Origin of the sequence: Pseudonocardia xinjiangensis (genome assembly GCF_050948425.1) — a bacterium.
Lineage (GTDB): Bacteria > Actinomycetota > Actinomycetes > Mycobacteriales > Pseudonocardiaceae > Pseudonocardia > Pseudonocardia xinjiangensis.
This window is the reverse complement of sequence record NZ_CP192009.1, coordinates 3,571,894-3,595,897: the sequence shown is the minus strand read 5'-3', so window position 1 is coordinate 3,595,897 and position 24,004 is coordinate 3,571,894. Positions and strand designations below refer to the sequence as shown.

Here is a 24,004-nt window from a genome sequence, read left to right as displayed (position 1 = left end):
CCTGGACGGGATCGACGCCCGTCAGCGCGACGGCCGGGCGGCGAGCAGCGCGCGCAGCCCCGAGGCCACCTCGCGCTCGGGCCGGGCCACCAGCCGACCGTCCCGCACCACAACCCGGCCCGCCACGACGACGTGGCGCGGCTTCCGGCCCGGCGCAGCCCAGAGCAGCCCGGCCAGCGGGTCGGCCACACCGGCGTCCGCGACGCCCGTGACGTCCCAGCAGACGAGGTCCGCGGCGGACCCCGGCTCGAGCCGGCCCAGCTCGGGGCGGCCCAGCCCGGCGGCCGATCCCGCGGTCGCCCAGCCGAGGACCTCGCGCGCGGCCACCGCCCGTCCCACCAGCGGGGCCACCTGGAGTGCGAGCCGGGCGTCGGCGAGCAGGTGACCGGCGTCGTTGCTGCCCCCGCCGCTCGTGCCCAGTCCGAGCGGGATCCCGGCGTCGGCGAGGGCCGCAGCCGGCGCCACCCCCCATCCCATCGGCAGGTCACAGCCCGGCGCGTGGGTGGCGCTCGCCCCGGTCGTCGCGACCCGCATGATCTCGGCGGGTGTCACGCCGCACAGGTGGGCGAGCGTGACGTCGGGGGCGAGCCAGCCCCACTCGTCCAGCAGGTCCAGCGGCCGCCGACCGTAGCGCTGCGCGGCCACCTCGACGTCCACCTGCTCGTTGGCCTGCGTGCGCCGGCGCAGGCCGTGCCTGGCCGCCACCTCGCCGAGCAGCGCGAACGTCTCCGGGCCGTCGCTGTGCACGCCGGCCGGGCCCACCGCGACCTGCACCATCCCGGTCGGGTCCCCGCCCAGTGCGTGCGCGATCGCGTCGGCCGACGCGGCCGCGGTCTCCGGGTCGTCGCGGGCGCTCCCGCGGACGAACACCAGGCGCCCGCCCAGCTCAGCCGCCGCAGCGGCGACCGCCGACGCGATCGCCACCCCGTCACCGGTGGACGCCGGCCAGGTGAGGTGGTGGTCGGCCACCGTGGTCACCCCGGACAGCAGCGACTCGGCCACCCCCACGGCCGCCGCGCGGTGCGCGAGCTCGGCGTCGACGCCGAGCGCCGCGTACGCCGACGCCATGCGCGGCAGCCACTCCCGCATCGGGACGCCCCGGGTGCCGGGCAGCGTCCGGAACGCCGACTGCAACAGGTGGTGGTGGGCGTTGACGAGTCCCGGCGTGACGACGCAGCCGGAGGCGTCGAGCACGTCGCCGTCGACGGGGGCGGCGGACACGAGGCCGTCCCGGTCACACGCCAGCTCACCGCCCGGTCGCTCGGTCTCGCCCGTCCACACCAACTCGGCCCCGCGCACCGTCAGCATCGATCAGTTGTAGCAACCCGCGCGGCGCCGTTCGATCGCTACCAGCGTGTCCCGTTCGTCCATTGTGGACGCCAGGCGATCCAGCGCGGCATCAGCGCCACGGCGGCGAGACTGATCACCGCGGTGACCGCCAGATAGCCCGCGGCCCACCAGGGTTCGCCGCCGCCGAGAGCGAGCAGGCCGGTGAGGAACACCGGCGTCAGCCCGGACGCCCAGATGCCCGACCCCTGGAAGACCAGCGACATGCCGGTGTAGCGGACGTCGGTGTCGAACAGCTCCGCGAAGAGCGTGGACTCCGGACCCGTCATCAGCGCGTACCAGACGCCGAGCTGGAGCAGCAGTACCGCGACGACGAGCCAGGGGATGCCGCTGTGGACCGCGAAGAACGAGGGCACGACGGTGACCCCGAACCCGACGACCCCGATGCCGAATATCCGCCGTCGCCCGTACCGGTCGGCCAGCAGGCCCGCCACCGGTGTCAGCGCCGCCATGAGCAGGGCGCCGCCGGTGACGGCCAGCAGCACCACGACCTTGTTCATGCCGACCGTCGCCGTCGCGTAGGTGATCGCGAAGACGCCCCAGGTGTTGAACGCCGCACCCTCCGCCCAGCGGGCGAGCATCCCGGCGACGATCCCGCGGCGGTGCCCCGCGGTGCGGAAGACCTGGACGACGGGCACGCGCGCCGTCGCGCCGCTCTCGCGCAGCCTGCGGAACTCCGGGGTCTCCAGGATCCGGAGCCGGACCAGCAGGCCCACCGCCACCAGCACGACACTCAGCACGAACGCCGCGCGCCATCCCACGCTCAGGAACGTCTGCTCGTCGAGCACCTCACCGAGCAGCGCGAACACCCCCGTGCCCAGGGCGAGCCCCAGGCCGAGGCCGATCTGCGGCACGCTGCCGAACTGGGCGCGCTTGCCAGCAGGCGCGTTCTCCACCGCGAGGAGCACCGCGCCGCCCCATTCGCCGCCCACGGCGAGACCCTGCAGCACGCGGAGCACCACGAGCAGGATCGGCGCCGCGACACCGATCGACGCGTAGGAGGGCAGCAGCCCGATGAGCGCGGTGGCCGCTCCCATCAGCACCATCGTGGCGACGAGCGTGCGCTTGCGGCCGAGCCGGTCGCCGATGTGTCCGAACAGGACACCGCCGACGGGACGGGCCACGAACCCCACGGCGAATGTCCCGAAGGCCAGCAGGGTGCCCACGAGCTCGTTGCCGACGGGAAAGAACAGCTTCGGGAACACCAGGCTCGCGGCCGTGGCGTAGAGGAAGAAGTCGTACCACTCGACGGTGGTGCCGACCAGGCTCGCCAGCAGGACGGTGCGGGTCCTCGGCGCCGGGCCGTCCGGTGGCCGTTCCGCCAGTACGGCGGCCGTGCCCTGGCCGCTCACTGGGCTGCGGCGAACGGGACGGCGCGCGGCTCAGCCACGACGAGACCGTGGCCCTCCGGTGGGTTCCAGATCCCCCGCCGGGCCAGCAGGGGCAGCACGCCCTCCCCGACCCACCAGGCCTCCTCCAGGTGCGGGTGCCCGGACAGGATGAACTCCTCGATGCCCAGCGCGTGGTACTCCGCGATCCGGTCGGCGACCTCGGTGTGGCTGCCCACCAGCGCGGTTCCGGCGCCGCCCCGCACGAGGCCGACACCGGCCCACAGGTTGGGCGACACCTCCAGGTTCGACGTGGAGCCGCCGTGCAGCGACCGCATCCGCCGCTGCCCCTCCGACTCGCTGCGCGCGAGACCGGCCTGCACCTTCTCGATCGTCGCCGGGTCGATCGCCGCGATCAGTGACTCGGCATGCGCCCAGGCCTGCTCGGAGGTGTCGCGGGTGATGACGTGCAGCCGGATGCCGAAGCGGACCGTGCGCCCGCGCGCCGCGGCGAGCCCGCGGATCCAGGCGATCTTCTCCGCGACCTGCGCAGGCGGCTCACCCCAGGTGAGGTAGACGTCGGCGTGGTCGGCGGCGATCTCGCCCGCGATGGGCGAGGAGCCCCCGAAGAAGACCGGCGGCACCGGGTCGGGCAACCGGTTGAGGAACGCACCCTCCACGTGCACGTGCTCGCCGTCGAGATCGACCTTCTCGCCCCGCCACAGCGCCCGCACGACCTGCAGGAACTCCCCCGTGCGGCGGTAGCGGGCGTCCTTGTCCAGGAAGTCGCCGTAGGCCCGCTGCTCGAGGGGCTCCCCGCCCGTCACGATGTTCAGCAGCAACCGGCCACCGGAGTGCCGCTGGTAGGTCGCCGCCATCTGCGCCGCGAGCGTGGGCGACACCGAGCCCGGACGGAACGCGACGAGGAACTTCAGCCGCTCCGTCTCGGCCACGAGCATCGCGGTGGTGAGCCACGCGTCCTCGCACCACGCGCCCGTCGGCGTGAGCGCTCCGGCGAAACCGACCTGTTCGGCGGCGCGGGCCACCTGGGTCAGGTAGCCGATCGACGCCGGCCGGACGCCACCGGCGGAACCGACGTCGACGCCGTGGCCGCCCCCGACGAGCTGGCGGCCGTCGCCGTAGGTGGGCAGGAACCAGTGCGCGGTCAGAGGACCAGGAGACACGAGAAGACCTTTTCTGCACGACCCGCGGGAGCAGAGATCCCAGGCGGGCGGGGGACGGAACGGGCTGTGCGTCAGCCGCGACAGACGCAGGACGCCAGGCGGCACAGGTCGACATGCCGACGTTGCGTGAGCAGGACCCCGATCACGGCTTCCACAGCAACAGACCGGACCGGTCGACGCAACCCATTGTGATGCGGCAGATGGGGGGATTACCGTCCGGCACCGTTATTTGTTCGAACATTTTCTGGATTTCTCACCTGTCGAACGAGCAGCCGGCAAATGGCGGCGGAATGTCAGGTCGCCGCGCTTTCCGACAACAGAACTGTGACCGCGCCCACTGCCTTGTCGACTTCCGCTCTGCGAGGATGACCGGAATGTCCCAGGCCGCCACGCTGAAGGCGCGCCGCCACGTCGACCTCTGTCGGCAGGCGAGCGCGCTGTGTGCGCTGCCCGTGGCGCGCGGCTGACCGACTCCCGTGCGCATCGGCCGTCGGCACTCCACCACGGGCCCGCGCCGGACCGGGGCCCCGCCACGCAGGGACAGCGATGCACGCACCCCTCCACGCCCCCGTCGAGCACAGCGACGGCGGTGACCATGGTCCGGGCGACCACCTCGCCGGCGACGGCCGCCGCACCGCGACCGCGGCGACCGTGCTGCGCACGATCCTCGACCACGGGCCGGTCGCCCGCAGCACGGTCGCCCGGCTCACCGGGCTCTCCGCCGCGGCCGTCAGTCGGCAGTCGGCCGAGCTCGCCGAGCTCGGCCTGCTCCGGGAACGGCCGGTACGCAGGCCCCGGCCCGCGGTCGGGCGTCCGCACGTCCCCGTGGACATCGACACCCGGTCCCACCTCGTCGGCGGCATCCACATCGCCGTGCGCCACACCACGCTGGTGCTGATGGACCTGCGCGGACGCGTGCTCGCCGAGCAGCGGACCCCGCACGGGGACGTCACGGCGGGAGCGGTGCTCGGCGCCGTCGGCGACCGGATGGCCGCGTTCCTCCACGAGCACACGGGCGGGCGCAGGCCGCTGGGCATCGGGGTGGCCACCGGCGGATGGATCGACCCGGCACGCGGGGTTGTCGTGCGGCACACGCAGCTGAACTGGCGCGACGTGCCCGCGCAGGCGGTGCTGGAGGACCGGCTCGGCCTGCCCGTCCGCGTCGAGAGCCACTCCCGGGCACTGGCCAGGGCCGAGCAGCTGATCGGGTCCCACCGCACGCGCGCCCGCACGAGCCTGGTGCACCTGTTCGTGGGCAACGTGGTCGACGCCGCGATCGCGACCGGGGGGACGGTGCACCACGGTCCCCGGTCCGCGGCGGGGGACGTCAGCCATCTCCCGGTCGGTCCGGCACCGACGTTCCCCGGCCGGCTCTGCGCCTGCGGTCGCACCGGCTGCTTCCAGGCGACGGTGGCCGAGCAGGTGCTCGCCGAGCACGCAGCCGCCAGCGGGGTGCTGGCCGAGGCGCGCTTCCCCCACGTGCTCGCCGCGCTGGAGGCCGACGAGCCGTGGGCCGTCGCGCTGTTCCGCGAACGCGCCCGGCTCGTCGGCCGCGCCGTCGCCCTGCTCCTCGACGTGATCAACCCGGAGATCCTGGTGGTGGCCGAGGCCGGGATCGCGCGCAGACCCGATCTGCTCGACGACCTGCACGCCGAGGTCGCCGAGCGCGCGCACGTGGCCGCCGACCCGAGGCGGACCGTGGTGGCGAGCTCGTTCGGCACGCGCGCGCTCGGCGTCGCCGCGGGATCGATCGTGCTGCACGAGGCCTACGCGCGTCCCCTGGACCTGCGACCGTCGCCGGTACGGATCTGACGGCTGCGCACCTGCCGCCGGACCGCACCGGCAGATCCGTCCGCCCGCGCGGGATGATGCGGGGATGCCGCCCGTGACCCTGACGCTGACCATGAGCGCCGACATCGACCCGCCGCTCGCCGGGCCCCAGGCCGCCCAGCAGCTCGGCCGGGAGATCGCCCGACGTTCCGACGCCCAGCTCGCCGGCACCTCCCTGTCCCCGGACCACATCCGCGTCAGCTGGACCGTCCTGCGGCCGCGGTCCGACGGGGCGTACTCCTACCCGCTCCTCGAGCTGGAGCGCACCGTCCACGCCGTCGTCCGGGAGACCGAAGGCTGGGAGGGCGCCCTGATCCGGCCCACCGAGCTGCGGGTCCTCACCGCCGACGACATCGACGACCGCCCCGACGAGCCGACGATCCCCGACCTCGTCGGCGTCGACGAGTTCGCGGAGCTGCTCGGCGTCAACCGGGCCCGCTTCTACCAGCTGCGCGACCGGCCCGACCTCGGGTTCCCGGGCCCGGTCGCGCGGGGCGTGTACCTGCGGGCCTCGGCGGAGCAGTACGCGCAGGACCGCGCCCGCCGGCTGAGCCGTCAGGCCGCCACCGAGAGCTGAGCTCGTCGATCGTCGCGAGATCCGGGTTTTCGCCTCTGCGGGGCCATGACCCGGATCTCGCAGCGATCATCGCCGCGCCAGTCGCTTTACCTGCGCGGATTTAATTACCGGAGTCGCAAAATTGACTTCCGGGCACCCTCCGCCGACGATGGTTCACATGAGCGCGTCGCACCTGACCAGGGCATGTCGCCCGGGGTGTTGTACGTGCGGGTGACCGCCGGCGCCCGTCGCCACTGAGTCGCGGCCACCCCGCTCGCAGCGCGGAAATCCTTCCGCTCCATTCGTCCGAACATTCACCCCACCCGTTCTCACGCATTTGCGTTGCGGCCGTGGGGTGCTCCCTGCTGTCCTACGGAAGGACCGACATGACCGTCGCCCCCGAACGCACCGCTCTCTCCGTCCGGCCGGTCGCCGGACACATCGGCGCCGACATCTCCGGCGTCGACCTCTCCGCGCCGCTCGACGAGCAGACCGTCGCCGGTCTGACCGACGCCCTGCACCGGTACAAGGTGATCTTCTTCCGCGGCCAGGAGCTCGACCACGCCGCACAGATCCGGTTCGGCCGCCACTTCGGCGAGCTCACCTACGCCCACCCCCATGACGACGCCCCGCCGGAGGGCCACCCGGAGATCTTCACCGTCGACCCGGAGCGCTACGCCAAGCGCTACGGCGGCGAGTACACCGTGCGCACCCGGCGCAAGTACAGCTACGTCGCCGGGTGGCACACCGACGTCACCGCCGCGGTGAACCCGCCCGCCGCGTCCATCCTGCGCGCCGAGGTGGTGCCCGAGGTCGGCGGCGACACCACCTGGACGAACCTCGTGGCCACCTACCAGGGGCTGTCGGCGCCGGTCCGCGCGTTCGTCGACACGCTGCGGGCCGAGCACCGCTACGGCGGCAGCGACAAGCCGGCAGGCGGCTCCGCCTACTCCCGCCGCGTCAACGACAACCTGCTGGTCGCGATCCACCCCGTGGTGCGCGTCCACCCCGTCACCGGCGAGCGGGCGCTGTTCGTCAACCCGGGCTTCACCAGCCACATCGTCGACGTCGAGCCCCGCGAGAGCCGGGCGATCCTCGACCTGCTCTACGCCGAGCTGACCCGGCCCGAATACACCGTGCGGTTCCGCTGGGAGCCCGGCCACGTCGCCTTCTGGGACAACCGGGCCACCGCCCACCTCGCCCCCGCCGACCTGGACCACCTCGACGTCCGCCGGACCCTGCACCGCGTCACGGTGATCGGCGACCGCCCCGTCGGGCCCGACGGGCGCGAGTCCGAACTCGTCGCGGGCCGCCCGTTCACGGCCGACCACGCCGTCGTCGTCGACTGACCGGCCCGACGACACCGACCGGAGACAGAATCCCCGTGAGCACCTCCCGTTCCCGACGCACGCTCGCCACCACCGCGGCCGCACTGGCCGCGCTGGTGGTGGCCGCCTGCGGCACCACCACGCCGGGCGGCGGCGGGCTGGCCGCCGACGCCCCGCTGCCGACCGACGTCCCCGCAGGCACCACCCTCGTCATCGCCGACCAGGCCGAGGCCCAGCAGGTCGCGCTGCGGGCGTCGGGGGAGCTCGAGAAGCTGCCCTTCACCGCGCAGTTCGCCAACTTCACCGGCGGCCCCGCGATCCTCGAGGCGTTCCGGGCAGGGGCCGCCGACGTGGCCAGCGTCGGTGACACGCCGCCCATCCAGGCCCTCGCGGCCGGCGAGGACGTCCCGATCATCCTGGCCCGCCAGACCGACCCGGCGAGCACGCAGCTCGCCGTCACGCCCGGCAAGAACATCCGCAAGCTCGCCGACCTGCGTGGCGCGAAGATCGCCTACGCGGAGGGCACGGCCCAGCAGGTGATCGTGCTGCGGGCGCTGGAGAAGGCCGGGCTCCGGACCTCCGACGTCGAGCTCGTCCGGCTGCAGCTCGGCGACTTCAACGACGCCGTGCGCACCGGGCAGGTGGACGTCGCGCCGCTGAACGAGCCGCGGCTGACCCGCTTCCTCACCGAGGCCGCGCCGCGCGGTGGCGGCGTCATCGACCCGGCCGAGACCGCCGACACCTCTTCCGGGCTGAACTACCTCTACGCCCGCCGCGAGGCCCTGGAGGACCCGGCGAAGGCGGCGGCCCTGCGTGCCTACGTCGACCACTACATCCGCTCGCAGCAGTGGATCAACGAACACCGGGCGGAGTGGGTGCAGCAGTACTACGTGGAGAACCAGGGCATCACGGCGGCCGACGGGCAGCGGATCGTCGACTCGCTGGGGCAGATCACGTTCCCGCGGCTCGACGCCGCGGTGGTCGCCCGCCAGCAGGCGACGATCGACGTGATCGACCGGGCCGGGGAGCTCCCGAAGAAGGTGCGCGCGAGCGACGGCTTCGACCTGCGCTTCGACCAGGTCGTGACGACCACGGTGCCGGCCGTCGGTGCCGCGTACGGGCCGGGAGGGACGTCATGACCGCCGACGTGCTTGTTCCCGCGGAGGCGGCGTCATGACCGAGCTGTCGGTGTCCCGGCCCCGCGAACGCGGCCGGGAGGGCGCGGGGGCGGACCCTCGGCTGACCCGCCGGATACGGCACGGGCGCAAGCTCGGCCCTGGGCGGGCCGTCCCGGGCGGGCTCGCGCTCGGCCCGGTGCTGCTCGTCCTGGCCTGGATCGTCACCTCGGCGACGGGGCTGCTCGACCCGCAGACGCTCTCCGCGCCGTGGACGGTGGTCTCGACGTTCGGCGAGCTGATCGCCGACGGCAGGCTGCAGAGCAACCTCCTCACGTCCGTGCAGCGGGCCGGGATCTCGCTCGTGCTCGGCGTCGGGCTCGGGGTGGCGCTCGCGCTGGCGTCGGGGCTGAGCCGCGTCGGGGAGGCGCTCATCGACGGGCCGGTGCAGATCAAGCGCGCCGTCCCGACCCTGGCCCTGATCCCGCTCGCGATCATCTGGTTCGGGATCGGCGAGGAGATGAAGATCATCATGATCGCCGCCAGCGTCTTCGTGCCCGTCTACATCAACACGCATGCCGCGCTGCGGGGCGTCGACCACCGCTACGTCGAGCTCGCCGAGACCGTCGGGCTCTCCCGTGCGGAGTTCGTCCGCCGCGTCGCGCTGCCCGGCGCCCTGCCGGGCTTCTTCACGGGTCTGCGGCTCGCGGTGACGATCTCGTGGATCGCGCTCGTCGTCGTCGAGCAGGTGAACGCGACCAGCGGGATCGGCTACCTGATGACCCAGGCCCGCACGTACGGGCAGACCGAGATCATCGTCGTCGGGCTGGTCGTCTACGCCGCCTTCGGGCTGGTGGGCGACACGCTGGTCCGCGCCGTCGAGAGGAGGGCGTTGTCATGGCGACGGACGCTGGGCAGCTGACGAGCCGGCCGGGCGCCGGGACGGGGGTACCGGCCGCGGTGCGCGCCCGCGGGCTGACCCGCGGGTTCGACGGCCGGGTGGTGCTCGACGACGTCGACCTGGACATCGCGGCGGGCGAGTTCGTGGCGCTGCTCGGGCGCAGCGGATCGGGCAAGTCCACGCTGCTGCGAGCACTCGCGGAGCTCGACGACGGCGTCGCGGGTTCGGGCGAGCTGCGGGTGCCCGCGGAGCGGGCGGTGGTGTTCCAGGACTCGCGGCTGCTGCCATGGGCGCGCGTGCTCGACAACGTCGTGCTCGGCCTCGGTGGCCCCGACGCGCGCAGCCGCGGCAGCGCGGCCCTCGACGAGGTGGGCCTCGCCGGGCGGGAGCGGGCCTGGCCGAACGAGCTGTCGGGTGGCGAGCAGCAACGGGTCGCGCTGGCCCGTTCGCTCGTCCGCGAGCCCGCCCTGCTGCTGGCCGACGAGCCGTTCGGGGCGCTGGACGCCCTCACCCGGATCCGGATGCACGCCCTGCTGCGCGAGCTCTACGACCGGCACCGGCCCGCGGTGCTGCTGGTCACGCACGACGTCGACGAGGCCGTCTCGCTGGCCGACCGGGTGCTGGTGATCGACGGCGGCCGGGTGGCGGTGGACCGGGCGATCACGCTCGACCGGCCCCGGACCCATCGCGACCCCGAGTTCATCGCGCACCGGGAGTTCCTGCTCGCGGCACTGGGAGTGGACAGATGAGTGAGCACCGGCGTCAGCTGAGCCTGAACGCGTTCATCTACCCCGCTGGGCACCACGAGGCAGCCTGGCGGCACCCGGCGAGCGCGGCCGAGCGGATCTACGACGCGTCGTACTACCAGGAGATCGCCCGCACGGCCGAGGCCGCCGCGCTCGACGCGGTGTTCTTCGCCGACGGGCCCGCGCTGCAGGGCGACGTCGCGCACAACGCGGTGGGCCGGCTGGAGCCGATCACCCTGCTCACGGCGATCGCGGCGGCCACCGAGCGGATCGGGCTCATCGCCACCGCCTCGACCACGTACTACGAGCCCTACAACCTGGCCCGGCTCTTCGGCTCGCTCGACCACATCTCCGGTGGCCGGGCCGGCTGGAACATCGTCACCACCGGCAACGACGCGGCGGCGGCGAACTTCGGCCTCGACGCCCACCCGCCGCACGCGCAGCGGTATGCGCGGGCGCGGGAGTTCGTCGACGCCGTGCTCGCGCTGTGGGACAGCTGGGAGGACGACGCGGTCGTCCTCGACCGGGCGGCCGGGATCTACGCCGACGCGGGCAAGATCCACGAGATCGGGCACGTGGGTGAGTACGTGCGTGTTCGGGGCCCGTTCAACCAGCCGCGCCCGCCCCAGGGGCCCCGGTGCTCGTGCAGGCCGGGGCGTCCAACGACGGGCGCGCCTTCGCCGGCCGGTACGCGGAGGCGATCTTCACCGCCCACCAGCGGCTGTCCGACGCCCAGGCGTTCTACGCCGACGTGAAGGCGCAGGCCGCGAGCTTCGGCCGCCGTCCGGAGCACGTGAAGGTCCTGCCGGGCATCTCCCCCTTCATCGCCGGCACCGAGACCGCGGCCCGCGCCCTGGAGCGGGAGTTCAACGAGCTCACCGTCCCGGCGTACGGGCTGCTGCAGCTGGAGCGGATCACCGGCACGTCGCTGGACCACCTCGACCTCGACGCGCCGGTGCCGCAGGCGCTGTTCGCCGGGGCCGGGGACGTCACCGACAACGGGCGCAGCCGCCTGCAGGTGGTGGCGGGCATCGTCGAGCGGGAACGGCCGACGGTGCGCGGGCTGCTGCACCGGCTGGCCGGGGCGCGCGGGCACCGCGTGTTCGCCGGCACCCCGGAGCAGGTCGCCGACACGATCGAGGAGTGGTTCCGGTCCGGTGCAGCTGACGGTTTCAACGTGATGCCGCCGTACTACCCTGGCGGCTTGGAGATCTTCGCCGAGACCGTCGTGCCCATCCTGCGGGGCCGCGGGCTGTTCCGCACCGGGTACACGGGCGCCACCTTGCGCGACCACTTCGGCCTGCCCCGGCCGCAGAGCCGCCACACCGCAGCGGTGAGCGCCCCAGCGGTGAGCGCCTAGCCCGTTGCCCGACCGCAGTGTTCGTGGTGATCGTCGCGAGATCAGGGTCTTCGCCCTCCGACGGGCCGAAACGCTGATCTCGCGACGATCATGCAACCCGGACCGGGCGACTCGCCCACGGAAACCGGGCGACTCGCGGAGCGGGACGGGCGCTGCGCCCCGACCGACATGATCACGCCGAGGCCGCCGTCGTCGCCCCCCACCGGGCCAGGACGTGGATCTCGCGGCGATCATGCGACCCGGACCGGGCGACTCGCCCACGGAAACCGGGCGACTCGCGGGGCGGAGCGGCCGCTGCGCCGGCTCGTCGTTCCCGCCTTCCTGCCGGCCGCGGTGTTCGGGATCGGGCAGGGCGCCGCCGCGCCGGTGGTGGCGCTGACCGCCCGCGAGCTGGGCGGCTCGGTGGCCGCCGCTGGGGTGGTCGTCGCGCTGCTCGGGCTGGGCCAGGTGCTCGGCGACCTCCCCGCCGGCCGGATCGTGGCCCGGCTCGGTGAGCGCAACGCCGTGCTGCTCGGGAGCGCCGTCGGCCTGGTCGGGGTCGCGCTGAGCCTCGTGGCGCCGTCGGTGGCGGTGCTCGGCGTGGGCGTCGGGCTGTTCGGGGTGGCGAGCGCGGTGTGGGGGCTGGCCCGGCAGTCCTATGTGGTCGACGCGGTACCTGCGGAGATGCGGGCGCGGGCGCTGTCGGCGATGGCCGGCCTGAGCCGGCTCGGGTTCCTGCTCGGCCCGTTCCTCGGTGCCGCGGTGGTGCACGTCGTCGGCACCCGCGGCGGCTTCCTCGTGCAGCTGGTGGCGGTGGTCGCGTCCGGGGCCCTGATGGCGGCCCTGCCCCGGCTCGAGCACGGCCCGGACGCCGGCGGGCGGGGCCGTCCGGCGGTCTCGCTGACGACGGTCGTCACGTCACACCAGCGGGTGCTGCGCACCCTCGGCGCGGGGGCGCTGCTGATGGGAGCCGCGCGGGCGTCCCGCACCGCGGTGCTGCCGCTGTGGGCCGACCACATCGGACTGGACGCGGTGACGACGAGCGTGCTGTTCGGGATCGGCGCCGCCGTCGACGTCGCGCTCTCCTACCCCGCCGGGCGTTTCATGGACCGTCGCGGGCGCCGCGGGGTGGCCGTCTCCTCGCTCCTGGTGTTCGCCGCCGCGCACGTCGCGCTGCCGCTGGCGGGCACGGCGGTGACGCTCGGCGTGGTCGCCGTGGTGATGGGCATCGGCAACGGCCTGAGCAACGGCTTGATCATGACCCTCGGCGCCGACGCGGCTCCCGCCGAGGGCCGCGCGGAGTTCCTCGGGGCCTGGCGGTTGTGTCACGACCTCGGGATGCTGGCCGGTCCGGCCGTGGTCGCTCTGGTGAGCGCGGCCGCCGCCCTCGCCGCGGCCACCCTGGCGATGGGCGCGCTCGCCGCGGTGGGCGCCGGAGTGATGGCCCGGTGGGTGCCGCGCCGGCCCCCGGCGCCGTGAGCGTTGCGAGACCCACGTCTTCGCCCCCCGAGGGGCCGAAATGCGGATCTGGCGACGATCACGCGTCCCGAACCGGGCGACTCGCCCACCGAGAACGGGCGACTCGCGGGTGGTTCGTCGCCCTCCCCAGGGCCGAGAACCGGGTCTCGCACTGATCGGGCAACCCGGACAACCGGGGTAATCCGGGCCGGTGATCGCTAGGCTCCGTGGGCGATGCACCCCGCACCCATCGGCAGCGCCGTCCCGGGTCCTGACCTGCCCGGGATCCTGCCGGGGGTGCTGCGGTCCGGGCTGCTCCCGCCGGAACCCCCCATGAGCACCGGCGTCCGGCACACCGCCCGCGACCGGGCGGCCGACCTCGCCTGTGTCGTGATGGCCGCCGCCATCGCGTTCCTGGTGTTCATGCCGACGCCCGGCCCCGGCTCGCTGGGTCTGCCGGACGCCCCGCCGCTGGTGAACGTCATTGCGGGGGCTCTCTCGTGGGTGTCGCTGTGGTGGCGGCGCCGGTGGCCCGTGCCGCTGGCCGTCACGCTGGTACTGGGCGCGGTGCTGGTGCCCACGGTCGTCGGGGCCGCGGCGCTCGCGCTGTTCACCGTGGCCGTGCACCGGCGCGCCGCGGTCACCGCGGCGGTGACCGCGCTGGCCGTGGCGGCCGGACTGGTGCAGCACCGGCTGCACCCGATCGATCCCGACACGCCCGTCACGTACTGGGTCACGTGCGGCATCCACGCTCTGGTGTGCCTGCTCGCCGCCACGTGGGGGGTCACCGTGCGGGCCCGGCGGCAGTTGGTGCTGTCGCTGGCCGAGCGGACCCGCCGGGCGGAGGCCGACCAGCAGGAGCGCATCAGGCAGGCGAGGCAGCGCGAGCGTGAACGCATCTCCCGGGAGATGCACGACGTGCTGGCCCACCGGCTCTCGCTGCTCAGCATGCACGCCGGTGCGCTGGAGTTCCGCCCCGACGCCGCACCCGAGACGGTCGCCGAGGCGGCCGGGGTGATCCGGGCCAGCGCCCACCAGTCGCTGGTGGACCTGCGGGAGATCCTCGCCGTGCTGCGCGCGGCCGACCACGACAGCGACCCCGACCACGACACCGGCGGCGACGCCCTGCACCCCCAGCCCGCCCTTGACGGCCTGGGCCTGCTGGTGGAGGAGACCCGCCGGGCCGGAACCGCGGTCACGGTCCGCGACGAGCGCACGGCTGCGGACGCCGTGCCGGGGGTCGTCGGCCGCACCGCCTTCCGGGTGGTGCAGGAAGGCCTCACCAACGCGCGCAAGCACGCGCCGGGCGCGCCCGTCACCGTCGCGCTGGCCGGTGGGCCGGGCGCCGGGCTCACCGTCGGGATCCACAACCGGCTCGCCGCCACCGCACCGGGCCGGGAGGTGCCCGGATCCGGGACGGGCCTGATCGGGCTGGCCGAGCGCGCCGCGCTGGCCGGTGGGCGCCTCGAGCACGGGCCGACGGCCGATGGCGAGTACCGCCTGTGGGCGTGGCTGCCGTGGCCGGCATGACCCACGGCATGGCGCAGCCCGCGACGGACCGGGGAGCACCGGTCCGGGTGCTCGTGGTGGACGACGATCCCCTCGTGCGCTCAGCGCTGCACACGATGCTGGGCGGCACCCCGCTCGTCGAGATCGTCGGGCAGGCCACCGACGGGGCGCACGTCCCCGCCGCCGTCGCCGCCCACGCCCCGCACGTCGTGCTCATGGACATCCAGATGCCGGTGGTGGACGGTCTCGCCGCCACCGCGGCGCTGCGCGCCCGCCCGGACCCGCCCGAGGTCATCATCCTGACCACCTTCGACACCGACGACCACGTCCTGCGGGCTCTGCGGGCCGGAGCGGCGGGGTTCGTCCTGAAGGACACGCCACCGGCGCGGATCCTCGACGCGATCCTGCGCGTCGCGGACGGCGAGCCGATGCTCTCGCCGTCGGTGCTGCGCCGGCTGGTCGACCACGTCACCACCGGCGACGGCGCCCGGCGCCACCGGGCCGCCGCGCGGCTCGACCGGCTCACGGCCCGGGAGCGTGAGGTCGCCGCGCGGATCGGCGAGGGGCTCACCAACGCGGAGATCGCCGCGAGCCTCCACATGAGCGTCGCGACGGTGAAGGCCCACATCACCCGTATCCTCACCGCACTCGGCCTGAACAACCGGGTGCAGATCGCCCTGCTGGCCCACGACGCCGCCCCGGACGCCGGCGAGAGGTCCGCGACCGGGCACACCCGGGACCCGACGTAACTGCGGCCTAACGGAGCGGCAACACCGGTCGCCGACGCTGGTACGGGTGACTGCAGCGCCCATCGCGACGCACTGCCCGTACTGCTCGCTGCAGTGCGGGGTCCACATGGCGCGCCGCGACGACGGCACGATCGAGCTGACCGGCCGCGACGACCCCGTCAACCGGGGCGGCCTGTGCGTCAAGGGCGCCAACGCGGCCGAGCTCCTCGGGCACCCCGAGCGGCTGACCACGCCGTTGATGCGCCACTCCCGTACCGGCCCGCTGCGCCCGGTGAGCTGGGACGCCGCACTCGACCGGGTCGCCACCGCGATCCGGCAGGCCGGCCGGCGCCACGGCCCCGACAGCGTCGGCTGCTTCGGCGGTGGCGGCCTGACCAACGAGAAGGCCTACCAGCTCGGCAAGTTCGCCCGGGTCGCGCTGGGCAGCCGGAGCATCGACTACAACGGCCGGTTCTGCATGTCCTCGGCCGCGGCGGCGGGCACCCGGGCCTTCGGGGTCGACCGCGGCCTGCCGTTCCCGTTCGCCGACATCCCCGCCGCCGACGTGGTGCTGCTGGTGGGCAGCAACCCCGCCGACACCATGCCGCCCGCCATGCGGTTCTTCGAGGAAGGGCGCGACCGCGGCGCCGTGCACGTCGTCGTCGACCCCCGCCGCACGGCGACGGCGGAGCTCGCCCACCGGCACCTGCAGCCCGTGCCGAACACCGACCTGTCACTGGCCAACGGGATGCTGCACATCGCCATCCGCGACGGGCTGGTCGACGAGGAGTACGTCGCCGCCCGCACCACCGGCTTCGACGCCGTGCGCCGGGCCGTGCGCTCCGACTGGCCCGACCGCGTCGAGCGCACCACCGGGATCCCCGTCGCCGAGCTGACCGGGACGGTGCACGAGCTGGCCGCCGCCCGCACCGCGATGATCCTCACCGCCCGCGGCGTCGAGCAGCACGCCGACGGCACCGACAGCACCCAGGCCTGGATCAACCTGGCACTCGCACTCGGGCTGCCCGGCCGGGGCCCGGGTTCGGGCTGGGGCACCGTCACCGGGCAGGGCAACGGGCAGGGCGGGCGCGAGCACGGGCAGAAGGCCGACCAGCTGCCCGGCTACCGCAAGCTCGCCGACCCCGCCGACCGGGCCCACGTGGCCGCGGTGTGGGGCGTCGACCCCGACGAGCTGCCCGCACCCGGGGTCTCGGCCTACGAGATGCTCGACCATCTGGGCACCGCCGGAGGGGTCCGGGTGCTGCTCGTCGCCGCGTCCAACCCCGTCGTGTCGGCCCCGAACGCCCGCCACGTCGCCGAGCGGCTCGACGCGCTCGACCTGCTCGTCGTCACCGACTTCTTCCTCTCCGAGACCGCCGAGCGGGCCGACGTCGTGCTGCCCACCACCCAGTGGGCGGAGGAGGACGGCACGATGACCAACCCCGAGGGCCGGGTTCTGCTGCGCCGCAAGGCCGTCGACCCACCGGCGGGGGTGCGCAGCGACCTGGAGATCCTGCGCGGGCTGGCCGACCGGCTCGGCAAGGGCGCCCACTTCCCCACCGACCCGCTGGAGGTCTACGCCGAGCTGGGCCGCGCCAGCGCGGGCGGCGCGGCCGACTACGCCGGGATCACCGCGCAGCGGCTGGCCGCGGGCGAACTGCTGCACTGGCCGTGCCCGCACCCCGGCCACCCGGGCACGCCGCGGATGTTCCTCGACTCCTTCCCCACGCCCGACGGTCGCGCGCGGTTCGTCGCGGTCACCGCGCGCCGGGCCGCCGAACGCCCCGACGCCGACTACCCGTACCTGCTCACGACCGGCCGGTCGCGCTCGCAGTACCAGTCGGGGACGCAGACCCGGCGCAGCCCCACGCTGCTGCGCGCCGAGCCCGACCCCTACGCGGAGCTGCACCCCGAGCTGGCCAGGAGCCTCGGTGTGGCCGACGGGGAACACGTCCGGCTCCGCACCCGCCGCGGCAGCGCCGTCGTCCGCGCCCGCCACACCGCCGGGATCCGGCGCGACACCGTGTTCGTCCCGTTCCACTGGGGTGGCGCGGCCACGGTCAACGCGCTGACCAGCGACGCGCTCGACCCGATCTCCCGGATGCCGGAGTTCAAGACCTGCCCGGTGGCCGTCGAACCGGTCGACGCCGTGTCACCGGGCCCTGCCGAGCAGGTGCCCGCCCACACCGCCGGGCAGCGCTGCTGATCCGGGCCCGACCGTCCACCACGAGGAGACACAGCATGCACAGCACGCCGCGCTTCCTGCAGGGAATCTTCCCGTTCGAGGGTCAGGGGGCGGACAAGCCGGCACTCCTGCACGACAGCCTCACCTACACCGTGCCGGCCGGCATCACCACGCAGCCGCTGTACTTCCGTGGCGGCAACTCCGCAGCGGAGCTGATCACCGTCGTGCTCGTCCGGGACGGCGCCCCCATGCGCTACTTCCCGATCGGCGCCCGGTCGGCCACCCACGTCGCGCTGGCCGTGGTCGAGGACATCGAGGACGGCTCGGTGCTGGAGCTGCACGTGGCCGCACCCGAGGGCCTGAGCACCACCGTCGTCGTCGACCTCGGACTGGTGGAGGTGTGAGGTGGAGGAACTCGATCTCGTCGTGATCGGCAACGGCATGGCGGGCGCCCGTGCCGTGGAGGAGATCCTCGCCCGCGACGCCACGCGGTTCCGCATCACGATGTTCGGCGACGAGCCCTACGGCAACTACAACCGGATCATGCTCTCGCACGTACTCGCCGGCGAGGACTCCGACGAGATCTACCTCAACCCGATGGACTGGTACGCCGAGAACGACATCACGCTGCATGCCGGAGTGCGGATCGTGCGCATCGACCGCTTCGCCCGCAAGGTCTTCGCCGACGACGGCACGACGGTCTCGTACGACAAGCTGATCATCGCGACGGGCAGCCGGACCTTCTTCCCGCCGATGGACGGCATGTGGGTCGACGACAAGACGCTGACCCCGGGGGTCTTCGGGTTCCGGACGCTCGACGACACCACCGCGATGCTCGACTACGCGCGCGACCACCGCCGCGCCGTCGTGATCGGCGGCGGCCTGCTCGGCCTGGAGGCGGCCTACGGGCTGCTGCGCCACGGACACGAGGTGCACGTGGTGCAGTCCGGGCCGGTGCTGATGAACCAGCAGCTCGACGAGGAGGCGGGCGCGATCCTGCGCAAGGTCGTCGAGCGGCTGGGCATCACCGTGCACACCGGGAAGCGGACCACCGCGATGCGCAGCAGCGGCACCGTCACCGGCGTGGTGTTCGCCGACGACACCACGCTCGACACCGACATGGTCGTGGTCACCGCCGGCATCCGGCCCAACGTCGGGCTGGGGGTCGTGTCGGGCCTGACCGTGGAGCGGGCGATCGTCGCCGACGACCAGATGCGGTCGGTGGACGACCCCGACATCTACGTCGTCGGCGAGTGCGCGCAGCACCGCGGCGAGGTGTACGGGCTCGTGGCGCCGCTGTGGGAGCAGGCCACCGTGCTGGCCGACCACATCACCGGCGTGGATCCCAAGGCGGCCTACCACGGCTCCCGGCTGGCGACGAAGCTCAAGGTCGCAGGCGTGGACCTCGCCGCGATGGGACTCAAGGGTCCCGAGCGCGAGGACGACGAGTTCGTCCGCTTCGCCGAGCCCGGGCGCGGGGTCTACAAGTCCGTGGTGGTCCGGGACGGAAAGCTGGTGGGCGCCACGCTGCTCGGTGACGTCGGCAAGGTCGCGTTCCTCACCCAGAGCTTCGACCGGGGGCTGCCGCTGCCGGAGGAACGGGTGGAGCTGCTGTTCGATCTGGCCGGGCCGTCCGGGACGGAGGGCGCGGCGGAGATGGACGACGCGGTGCAGGTGTGCAACTGCAACGGCGTCTCCAAGGGCGACCTCGTGGGCTGCGTCCGCGGCGGCACCACGAGCGTCGAGGGCGTGATGACCGCGACCCGGGCCGGGAAGGGCTGCGGGGCGTGCAAGTCCCTGGTCCGGGAGATCGTCGAGTGGGCGGCCGACGGTGACGTCGAGGCCGACGAGAGCGCGAACTGGTACGTGCCCGCCGTCCCGCTGGAGAAACCGGCGCTCATCGCGGCGGTCCGGGAACGCGGGCTGCGCTCGGTGTCGGCGGTGTTCGCCGAGCTCGCCCCCGACGGCGAGGACGCGGGCAGCAAGATGGCGCTGGCGTCGCTGCTGCGGACGCTGTGGGGCGCGGAGTACGTCGACGAGCGCGACGCCCGGTTCATCAACGACCGGGTGCACGCCAACATCCAGCGCGACGGGACGTTCTCGGTGGTGCCGCGGATGTCGGGCGGGGTCACCGACTCCGCCCAGCTGCGCCGGATCGCCGACGTCGCCGACAAGTACGCCATCCCGATGATCAAGGTGACCGGCGGGCAGCGGATCGACCTCCTCGGCGTGCGCAAGGAGGACCTCCCCGCCGTGTGGGAGGACCTGGACATGCCCTCGGGCTACGCCTACGGCAAGTCGATGCGCACGGTGAAGACCTGCGTGGGCACCGACTTCTGCCGGTTCGGGCTGGGCGACTCCACACAGCTCGGCATCGACATCGAGGAGCGCTACAAGGGTCTGGAGAGCCCCGCCAAGATGAAGCTCGCGGTGGCGGGCTGCCCGCGCAACTGCTCGGAGGCACTGGTCAAGGACGTCGGGCTGGTCGCGGTGGGCGAGGACCGGTGGGACGTCTACGTCGGTGGTGCCGCGGGGGCGTCGGTCCGCAAGGGCGACCTGCTGGCCACCGTCATCGGCCACGCCGAGGCGGTGCGGCTCACCGGCACGTTCATGCAGTACTACCGCGAGAACGCCCGCTGGCTGGAGCGCACCTACGACTTCGTCCCCCGGGTCGGGCTCGACGAGCTGCAGGCCCTGCTGGTCGAGGACCGGGACGGGCTGGTCGCCGGGCTGGACGAACGGATGCAGTCGTCGGTCGAGGCCTACCGCGACCCGTGGCTGGAGGGCAGGCAACCGGTGACGAGCGGCCAGTTCGCCGACTCGCTGCCGCTGATCCCGCTGCCCCAGGTGCCGGTGCGGGCCGGGCACAGCGCCTCGGCCCGCAGCGGTCCCGAAGCGAGTGGACCGTTCGCGAGCGGCGCCGGCACCGCCGAGCGGGCGGGAGCGGAGAGGTGAGCGCACCCGAGGTGACGGGCCACCGGCTCGGCCCGCCGGACGGCATCCCCGTCGGCGAGGGCCGGGCCTTCGCGGTGGGCGACCGGCAGATCGCGGTGTTCCGGCTGCGCGACGGCGGGCTCCGGGCGATGGACGCGCTCTGCCCGCATGCCGGGGGCCCGCTCGCCGACGGGCAGGTGGACGCCACCAAGGTCGTGTGCCCGCTGCACAACTACACCTTCTCCGTGGCCGACGGCTCGTGCGGCAACGGCGACTTCGAGGTGACCGTCTACCCGGTGCGGGAGGAGCGCGGCGAGGTCGTCGTCGACCTCTGACTCGCGCCCCACCCGGTCCGGGGACGAGCTCAGTGGTGTTTCGCGCGCTCCACCGTGACCTGCAGCGCCTCCAGCAGGGCACGCGCCGAGTCGAGGCTCAGCTCCACCGCCACCCGGGCACCGGGGCCGCGGTCGGGGTTGAGGAAGTCGATGTTCACCGTGTGCGCGTCGGGGGCGTGCACGGGGTGGTCGTAGTAGACGGTCGCCGTCCGCAGCGGGAACCAGCCGTCGGGACCCTTCCCGCTGCTGGCCGCGACGTCGATCTTCTCGGTGCTGTAGGTGCACATGGCCGGGTCAGGCCTTTCCGGACAGGTGGGTGGCGAAGAAGGCCTCCACGCGCTGCCATCCGTCGATCGCGGCCGCGACCCGGTAGGCCGGCCGGTCAACCGCGAAGAAGGCGTGCCCGGCGTCGTCGTAGCGGTGGAACTCGTACTCCTTGCCGTGGGTCTGCAGCAGCTTCTCCAGCTCGTCGACCTGGTCGGGCGACGGGTTGGAGTCCTCGTTGCCGAACAGCCCCAGCACCGGGGCGCGCAGCTCGGCGACCCGGTCGGCCAGCGGCTGTACCCGCCACGGGAAGCCCTCGGGCGGCGTGCCCACGACGAACGCGCCGTAGCAGTCGACCGCGCCCTGGATGTCCAGCTCCAGCGCGGTCAGGAACGCCTGGCGCCCACCGGAGCAGTACCCGATGGTGCCGACCTTGCCGTTGGACGTGGGCAGGGCGCGCAGCCACCGCACCGCACCCGCGGCGTCACCGACGAACCGGGCGTCCGGCACGCCGCCGTTGGCCCGAGCGGCGGCAGCGGCGTCGTCCGGCTCCGCGCCGGGGGCCTCGCGGCTGTAGAGGTTCACGCAGATGGCGTTGTAGCCCCAGACGGCGAACCGCCGCACGATCTCCTTGCTCTCGCGGTCGTAGCCGGGCATGTGGTGGATCACCAGCACGCCCCCACGGCTCCCGCCGTCCATCGGACGCGCGGCGTAGGCCTCGATCTCATCGTTGTCGGCACCCTGGATGCCCACCGTTTCGGCGAGCACGGCGTCATAGCGCACGGAGGTCTTCTCCTCTGATCGTCGGGGTCCGACGGACGCCGGATCCCGACCCCTTCATACCGCCGCAAGCAGTCATCCGGCTGCGGTGGCCCCGGCATCCGGGACAGGCCCCGCGACCAGGGGTGGCGGAATGTCCTGGGTGTCCATTGCGGCTACTTCAGGGGCAGCGCCGCGCACGCGCCGGGATAGAGCTCGCGGTAGGCGGCGATCCGCCCGAACGGGGTGACCACCGACTCGGCCTGCAGCACGGCGTGGACGATCGCCCGGGCGAAGGCGCACTCGGCTGCCGCCAGCACGGCAGGCAGCGGGTCGGCCGGACCGCCGCCATCGTCGCTGCCCGGCACGGACACCGCGAACACGGTGTCGCCGTCGGTGCGGCTGTGCACCGGGGATATCGCACGGGCCATCCCCCGCTGCCCGGCGGCCGCAAGCCGGTGGACGGCTGCGGCGTCGAGCGGGGCGTCGGTGGCGACGGCTCCGATCACCGTGTTGGGGCCGAGCGCCGGGTCGGGCCCGGTCCCCGGGACGGGCAGGGCGAGCCCGGTCCGCGCCCGGCCCGGTTCCGCGAGGCGGCGCTGCGCCGCGGTGTGCTCCGCGGCCGACGGGGTGGCGAGGGGGAACTCGCCGGCGGCCCCGAGACCGAGCGCGTACGGGAGCCCGGTAACCGGGTCGAGCGTGGAGCCGTGGGCGTTCACCGCGGCGAGCGCGCCGACCACGGTGCCGCCGGGCAGCACGGCGCTCGCCGTCCCGACCCCGCCCTTCAGCTCCGCGGTGACCGCCCCGGTGCCGGCCCCGACGCAGCCCTGCGCCACCGGTGCGAACGCGGGCGAGTCCGCCGCCGCCTGCGCCGCACGCCGACCGAACGCGGCGTCGGGCCGGGCGCCGAACTCTCCTCCCCGGCCCAGGTCGTACAGCGCCGCCGTCGGCACCAGCGGGAGCAGGAGCCCCGGCTGGGCGGCCACCACCTGGGCACCCCGGCCGTCGGCGGCGAGCCACTCCAGCACCCCGGCCGCCGCCGCGAGGCCGTAGGCGCTCCCGCCGGTGAGCACCACGGCGTGCGCCGACGCCCCGCCGGCCCGCAGGTCCAGCGCCGCGGTGTCCCGCGTGGCCGGACCGCCACCGATCACCTCGACGGCGGTCGGGGCGCCCGACGGCGGGAGCAGCACCACGGTGGTGCCGGTGAGGAAGCCCTCCCCCACGCGCGTGTCGTGCCCGATCCGGACGCCGGGGACGTCGGTGATCGCGTTGTGCGGGCCGGGGACGGTACCGGCAGGCGAGGATCTCCGAGTCATACCTGCTCCCGGTCGGGCAGCTGCGGGACCGCGGCGAGCAGCCGCCGGGTGTAGGGGTGGGACGGCGCGGCCAGCACGTCGGCGGTCCGGCCGCGCTCGACGACCCCACCTTCGTGCAGCACCATGATCTGCTCGCACAGCCGGTGCACCGCGCCGATGTCGTGCGAGACGAGCACCAGCGCCAGTCCGAGGTCGGCGGCCAGCCCCCGCAGCAGGTCCATGACCTGCCCGCGCACCGCGACGTCGAGTGCCGAGAGCGGCTCGTCCCCGACCAGCACGCGCGGGCCGGGGGCGAGTGCGCGGGCGATCGCGATCCGCTGCCGCTGGCCACCGGAGAACTCGTGCGGGTACCGGTCCTTGGCCGGTCCCGGCTCCAGCCCGACGGCACCGAGCAGCTCGGCGACCCGCGCCGCGTGGTCGCCCGGCACGTCGAGGCACTCGAGGGGTTCCGCGACGATGTCGGCCACCCGCATCCGCGGGTCGAGGGAGGCGAACGGGTCCTGCAGCACGACCTGCACCTCCCGCCGGAACCACCGCAGCGTCCGCGGCGGTCCGGGCTCAACCGCACGACCGCGGTAGCTGACCGCTCCCGCGTCGGCCCGGTCCAGTGCCAGCAGCAGCCGGACCAGCGTGGACTTGCCCGACCCCGACTCACCGACGATCCCGACGCTGCCGCCGGCGGCCAGCTCCAGGTCGACCCCGCGCAGGGCGTGGCGGATCGGGCGCCTGTGCAGGAGCCGCTGCCGGGGCAGGGGGTAGTGCCGGTGCAGTGCCTCGGCGCGCAGCAGCACGTCCGCGCTCCCCGCCGCCTCGCCGTCCACCGCTGTCTCCCCTCGGGCGTC

General features: G+C 74.2%; 22 protein-coding genes and 1 pseudogene. 15 read left to right on the top strand and 8 right to left on the bottom strand.

Features of this window, described 5'->3' with window-relative positions:
* Positions 1-21: 21 nt before the first annotated feature.
* The 4 genes from ACQPZA_RS16885 to ACQPZA_RS16870 all read right to left on the bottom strand — a co-directional run bounded on the left by ACQPZA_RS16885 (position 22) and on the right by ACQPZA_RS16870 (position 4,005).
* Positions 22-1,308, bottom strand: coding sequence for an amidohydrolase family protein (locus tag ACQPZA_RS16885; RefSeq protein ID WP_433282136.1), 1,287 nt, complete (start codon positions 1,306-1,308; stop codon positions 22-24).
* 38 nt (positions 1,309-1,346) lie between these two features.
* Complete coding sequence (locus tag ACQPZA_RS16880; protein ID WP_433282134.1) at positions 1,347-2,699, bottom strand: MFS transporter; 1,353 nt, start codon at positions 2,697-2,699, stop codon at positions 1,347-1,349.
* On the bottom strand, positions 2,696-3,859 hold the full coding sequence (locus ACQPZA_RS16875) for an LLM class flavin-dependent oxidoreductase (RefSeq protein ID WP_433282132.1): 1,164 nt from the start codon (positions 3,857-3,859) through the stop codon (positions 2,696-2,698). Before ACQPZA_RS16875 ends, ACQPZA_RS16880 begins: the two co-directional genes overlap by 4 nt.
* Before the next feature lie 71 nt (positions 3,860-3,930).
* Positions 3,931-4,005 (bottom strand): putative leader peptide, encoded by a 75-nt coding sequence (locus ACQPZA_RS16870; RefSeq protein ID WP_433282842.1) that lies wholly within the window; start codon positions 4,003-4,005, stop codon positions 3,931-3,933.
* 219 nt (positions 4,006-4,224) lie between these two features.
* On the opposite strand from ACQPZA_RS16870, the gene ACQPZA_RS16865 reads away from it, so the two are divergent.
* The 15 genes and pseudogenes from ACQPZA_RS16865 to ACQPZA_RS16795 all read left to right on the top strand — a co-directional run bounded on the left by ACQPZA_RS16865 (position 4,225) and on the right by ACQPZA_RS16795 (position 20,823).
* Positions 4,225-4,326 carry a putative leader peptide gene (locus ACQPZA_RS16865; protein WP_433282130.1) on the top strand — a complete coding sequence of 34 codons (102 nt, stop codon included), beginning with the start codon at positions 4,225-4,227 and terminating at the stop codon, positions 4,324-4,326.
* Positions 4,327-4,405: 79 nt separating this feature from the next.
* Entirely contained in the window at positions 4,406-5,671 is a 1,266-nt protein-coding gene (locus tag ACQPZA_RS16860; RefSeq protein ID WP_433282128.1) for an ROK family protein, read from the top strand.
* A 64-nt stretch (positions 5,672-5,735) separates the two neighbouring features.
* On the top strand, positions 5,736-6,266 hold the full coding sequence (locus tag ACQPZA_RS16855) for a hypothetical protein (protein WP_433282127.1): 531 nt from the start codon (positions 5,736-5,738) through the stop codon (positions 6,264-6,266).
* A gap of 365 nt (positions 6,267-6,631) precedes the next feature.
* Entirely contained in the window at positions 6,632-7,594 is a 963-nt protein-coding gene (locus tag ACQPZA_RS16850; protein WP_433282125.1) for a TauD/TfdA dioxygenase family protein, read from the top strand.
* A gap of 35 nt (positions 7,595-7,629) precedes the next feature.
* On the top strand, positions 7,630-8,712 hold the full coding sequence (locus tag ACQPZA_RS16845) for an ABC transporter substrate-binding protein (RefSeq protein WP_433282123.1): 1,083 nt from the start codon (positions 7,630-7,632) through the stop codon (positions 8,710-8,712).
* Positions 8,713-8,746: 34 nt separating this feature from the next.
* Positions 8,747-9,610 carry an ABC transporter permease gene (locus ACQPZA_RS16840; protein WP_433282121.1) on the top strand — a complete coding sequence of 288 codons (864 nt, stop codon included), beginning with the start codon at positions 8,747-8,749 and terminating at the stop codon, positions 9,608-9,610.
* Positions 9,586-10,338 carry an ABC transporter ATP-binding protein gene (locus ACQPZA_RS16835; RefSeq protein ID WP_433282119.1) on the top strand — a complete coding sequence of 251 codons (753 nt, stop codon included), beginning with the start codon at positions 9,586-9,588 and terminating at the stop codon, positions 10,336-10,338. The genes ACQPZA_RS16840 and ACQPZA_RS16835 overlap by 25 nt, the downstream gene beginning before the upstream one ends.
* Positions 10,335-11,695: pseudogene (locus ACQPZA_RS16830) on the top strand (LLM class flavin-dependent oxidoreductase). The gene ACQPZA_RS16835 and the pseudogene ACQPZA_RS16830 overlap by 4 nt, the downstream one beginning before the upstream one ends.
* Positions 11,696-12,028: 333 nt before the next feature.
* Positions 12,029-13,153 carry an MFS transporter gene (locus tag ACQPZA_RS16825; protein ID WP_433282116.1) on the top strand — a complete coding sequence of 375 codons (1,125 nt, stop codon included), beginning with the start codon at positions 12,029-12,031 and terminating at the stop codon, positions 13,151-13,153.
* Positions 13,154-13,366: 213 nt separating this feature from the next.
* Positions 13,367-14,662, top strand: coding sequence for a sensor histidine kinase (locus tag ACQPZA_RS16820; protein WP_433282114.1), 1,296 nt, complete (start codon positions 13,367-13,369; stop codon positions 14,660-14,662).
* Complete coding sequence (locus ACQPZA_RS16815; protein ID WP_433282112.1) at positions 14,641-15,390, top strand: response regulator; 750 nt, start codon at positions 14,641-14,643, stop codon at positions 15,388-15,390. Before ACQPZA_RS16820 ends, ACQPZA_RS16815 begins: the two co-directional genes overlap by 22 nt.
* 46 nt (positions 15,391-15,436) lie before the next feature.
* Positions 15,437-17,575 (top strand): molybdopterin oxidoreductase family protein, encoded by a 2,139-nt coding sequence (locus ACQPZA_RS16810; protein WP_433282110.1) that lies wholly within the window; start codon positions 15,437-15,439, stop codon positions 17,573-17,575.
* A gap of 35 nt (positions 17,576-17,610) precedes the next feature.
* Positions 17,611-17,958 (top strand): molybdopterin oxidoreductase, encoded by a 348-nt coding sequence (locus ACQPZA_RS16805; protein ID WP_433282108.1) that lies wholly within the window; start codon positions 17,611-17,613, stop codon positions 17,956-17,958.
* A gap of 1 nt (position 17,959) precedes the next feature.
* Positions 17,960-20,509: a nitrite reductase large subunit NirB gene (gene nirB / locus ACQPZA_RS16800; RefSeq protein WP_433282106.1), complete on the top strand. Its 2,550-nt coding sequence runs from the start codon at positions 17,960-17,962 to the stop codon at positions 20,507-20,509.
* On the top strand, positions 20,506-20,823 hold the full coding sequence (locus ACQPZA_RS16795) for a Rieske (2Fe-2S) protein (protein ID WP_433282104.1): 318 nt from the start codon (positions 20,506-20,508) through the stop codon (positions 20,821-20,823). The genes nirB and ACQPZA_RS16795 overlap by 4 nt, the downstream gene beginning before the upstream one ends.
* A gap of 29 nt (positions 20,824-20,852) precedes the next feature.
* Here the strand turns inward: ACQPZA_RS16795 and ACQPZA_RS16790 are convergent, their stop codons facing one another.
* From ACQPZA_RS16790 to ACQPZA_RS16775, 4 genes are all read right to left on the bottom strand, one after another.
* The gene (locus ACQPZA_RS16790; protein ID WP_433282102.1) at positions 20,853-21,110 is read right to left on the bottom strand and encodes a DUF6295 family protein; all 258 of its coding nucleotides are present in this window, start codon (positions 21,108-21,110) and stop codon (positions 20,853-20,855) included.
* A 7-nt stretch (positions 21,111-21,117) separates the two neighbouring features.
* Positions 21,118-21,870, bottom strand: a complete 753-nt coding sequence (locus ACQPZA_RS16785) for a dienelactone hydrolase family protein (RefSeq protein ID WP_433282100.1) — start codon at positions 21,868-21,870, stop codon at positions 21,118-21,120.
* 152 nt (positions 21,871-22,022) lie between these two features.
* The gene (locus ACQPZA_RS16780; RefSeq protein WP_433282098.1) at positions 22,023-23,162 is read right to left on the bottom strand and encodes a P1 family peptidase; all 1,140 of its coding nucleotides are present in this window, start codon (positions 23,160-23,162) and stop codon (positions 22,023-22,025) included.
* Complete coding sequence (locus ACQPZA_RS16775) at positions 23,159-23,950, bottom strand: ABC transporter ATP-binding protein (protein WP_433282840.1); 792 nt, start codon at positions 23,948-23,950, stop codon at positions 23,159-23,161. The genes ACQPZA_RS16780 and ACQPZA_RS16775 overlap by 4 nt, the downstream gene beginning before the upstream one ends.
* Positions 23,951-24,004 lie beyond the last annotated feature (54 nt).

Coding starts and splice junctions, on each gene's coding strand:
- ACQPZA_RS16865 (WP_433282130.1), top strand. CDS start 4,225: ATGACCGGAATGTCCCAGGCCGCCACGCTGAAGGCGCGCCGCCACGTC.
- ACQPZA_RS16805 (WP_433282108.1), top strand. CDS start 17,611: ATGCACAGCACGCCGCGCTTCCTGCAGGGAATCTTCCCGTTCGAGGGT.
- ACQPZA_RS16840 (WP_433282121.1), top strand. CDS start 8,747: ATGACCGAGCTGTCGGTGTCCCGGCCCCGCGAACGCGGCCGGGAGGGC.
- ACQPZA_RS16820 (WP_433282114.1), top strand. CDS start 13,367: ATGCACCCCGCACCCATCGGCAGCGCCGTCCCGGGTCCTGACCTGCCC.
- ACQPZA_RS16885 (WP_433282136.1), bottom strand. CDS start 1,308: ATGCTGACGGTGCGCGGGGCCGAGTTGGTGTGGACGGGCGAGACCGAG.
- ACQPZA_RS16835 (WP_433282119.1), top strand. CDS start 9,586: ATGGCGACGGACGCTGGGCAGCTGACGAGCCGGCCGGGCGCCGGGACG.
- ACQPZA_RS16850 (WP_433282125.1), top strand. CDS start 6,632: ATGACCGTCGCCCCCGAACGCACCGCTCTCTCCGTCCGGCCGGTCGCC.
- ACQPZA_RS16855 (WP_433282127.1), top strand. CDS start 5,736: ATGCCGCCCGTGACCCTGACGCTGACCATGAGCGCCGACATCGACCCG.
- ACQPZA_RS16780 (WP_433282098.1), bottom strand. CDS start 23,162: ATGACTCGGAGATCCTCGCCTGCCGGTACCGTCCCCGGCCCGCACAAC.
- ACQPZA_RS16790 (WP_433282102.1), bottom strand. CDS start 21,110: ATGTGCACCTACAGCACCGAGAAGATCGACGTCGCGGCCAGCAGCGGG.
- ACQPZA_RS16860 (WP_433282128.1), top strand. CDS start 4,406: ATGCACGCACCCCTCCACGCCCCCGTCGAGCACAGCGACGGCGGTGAC.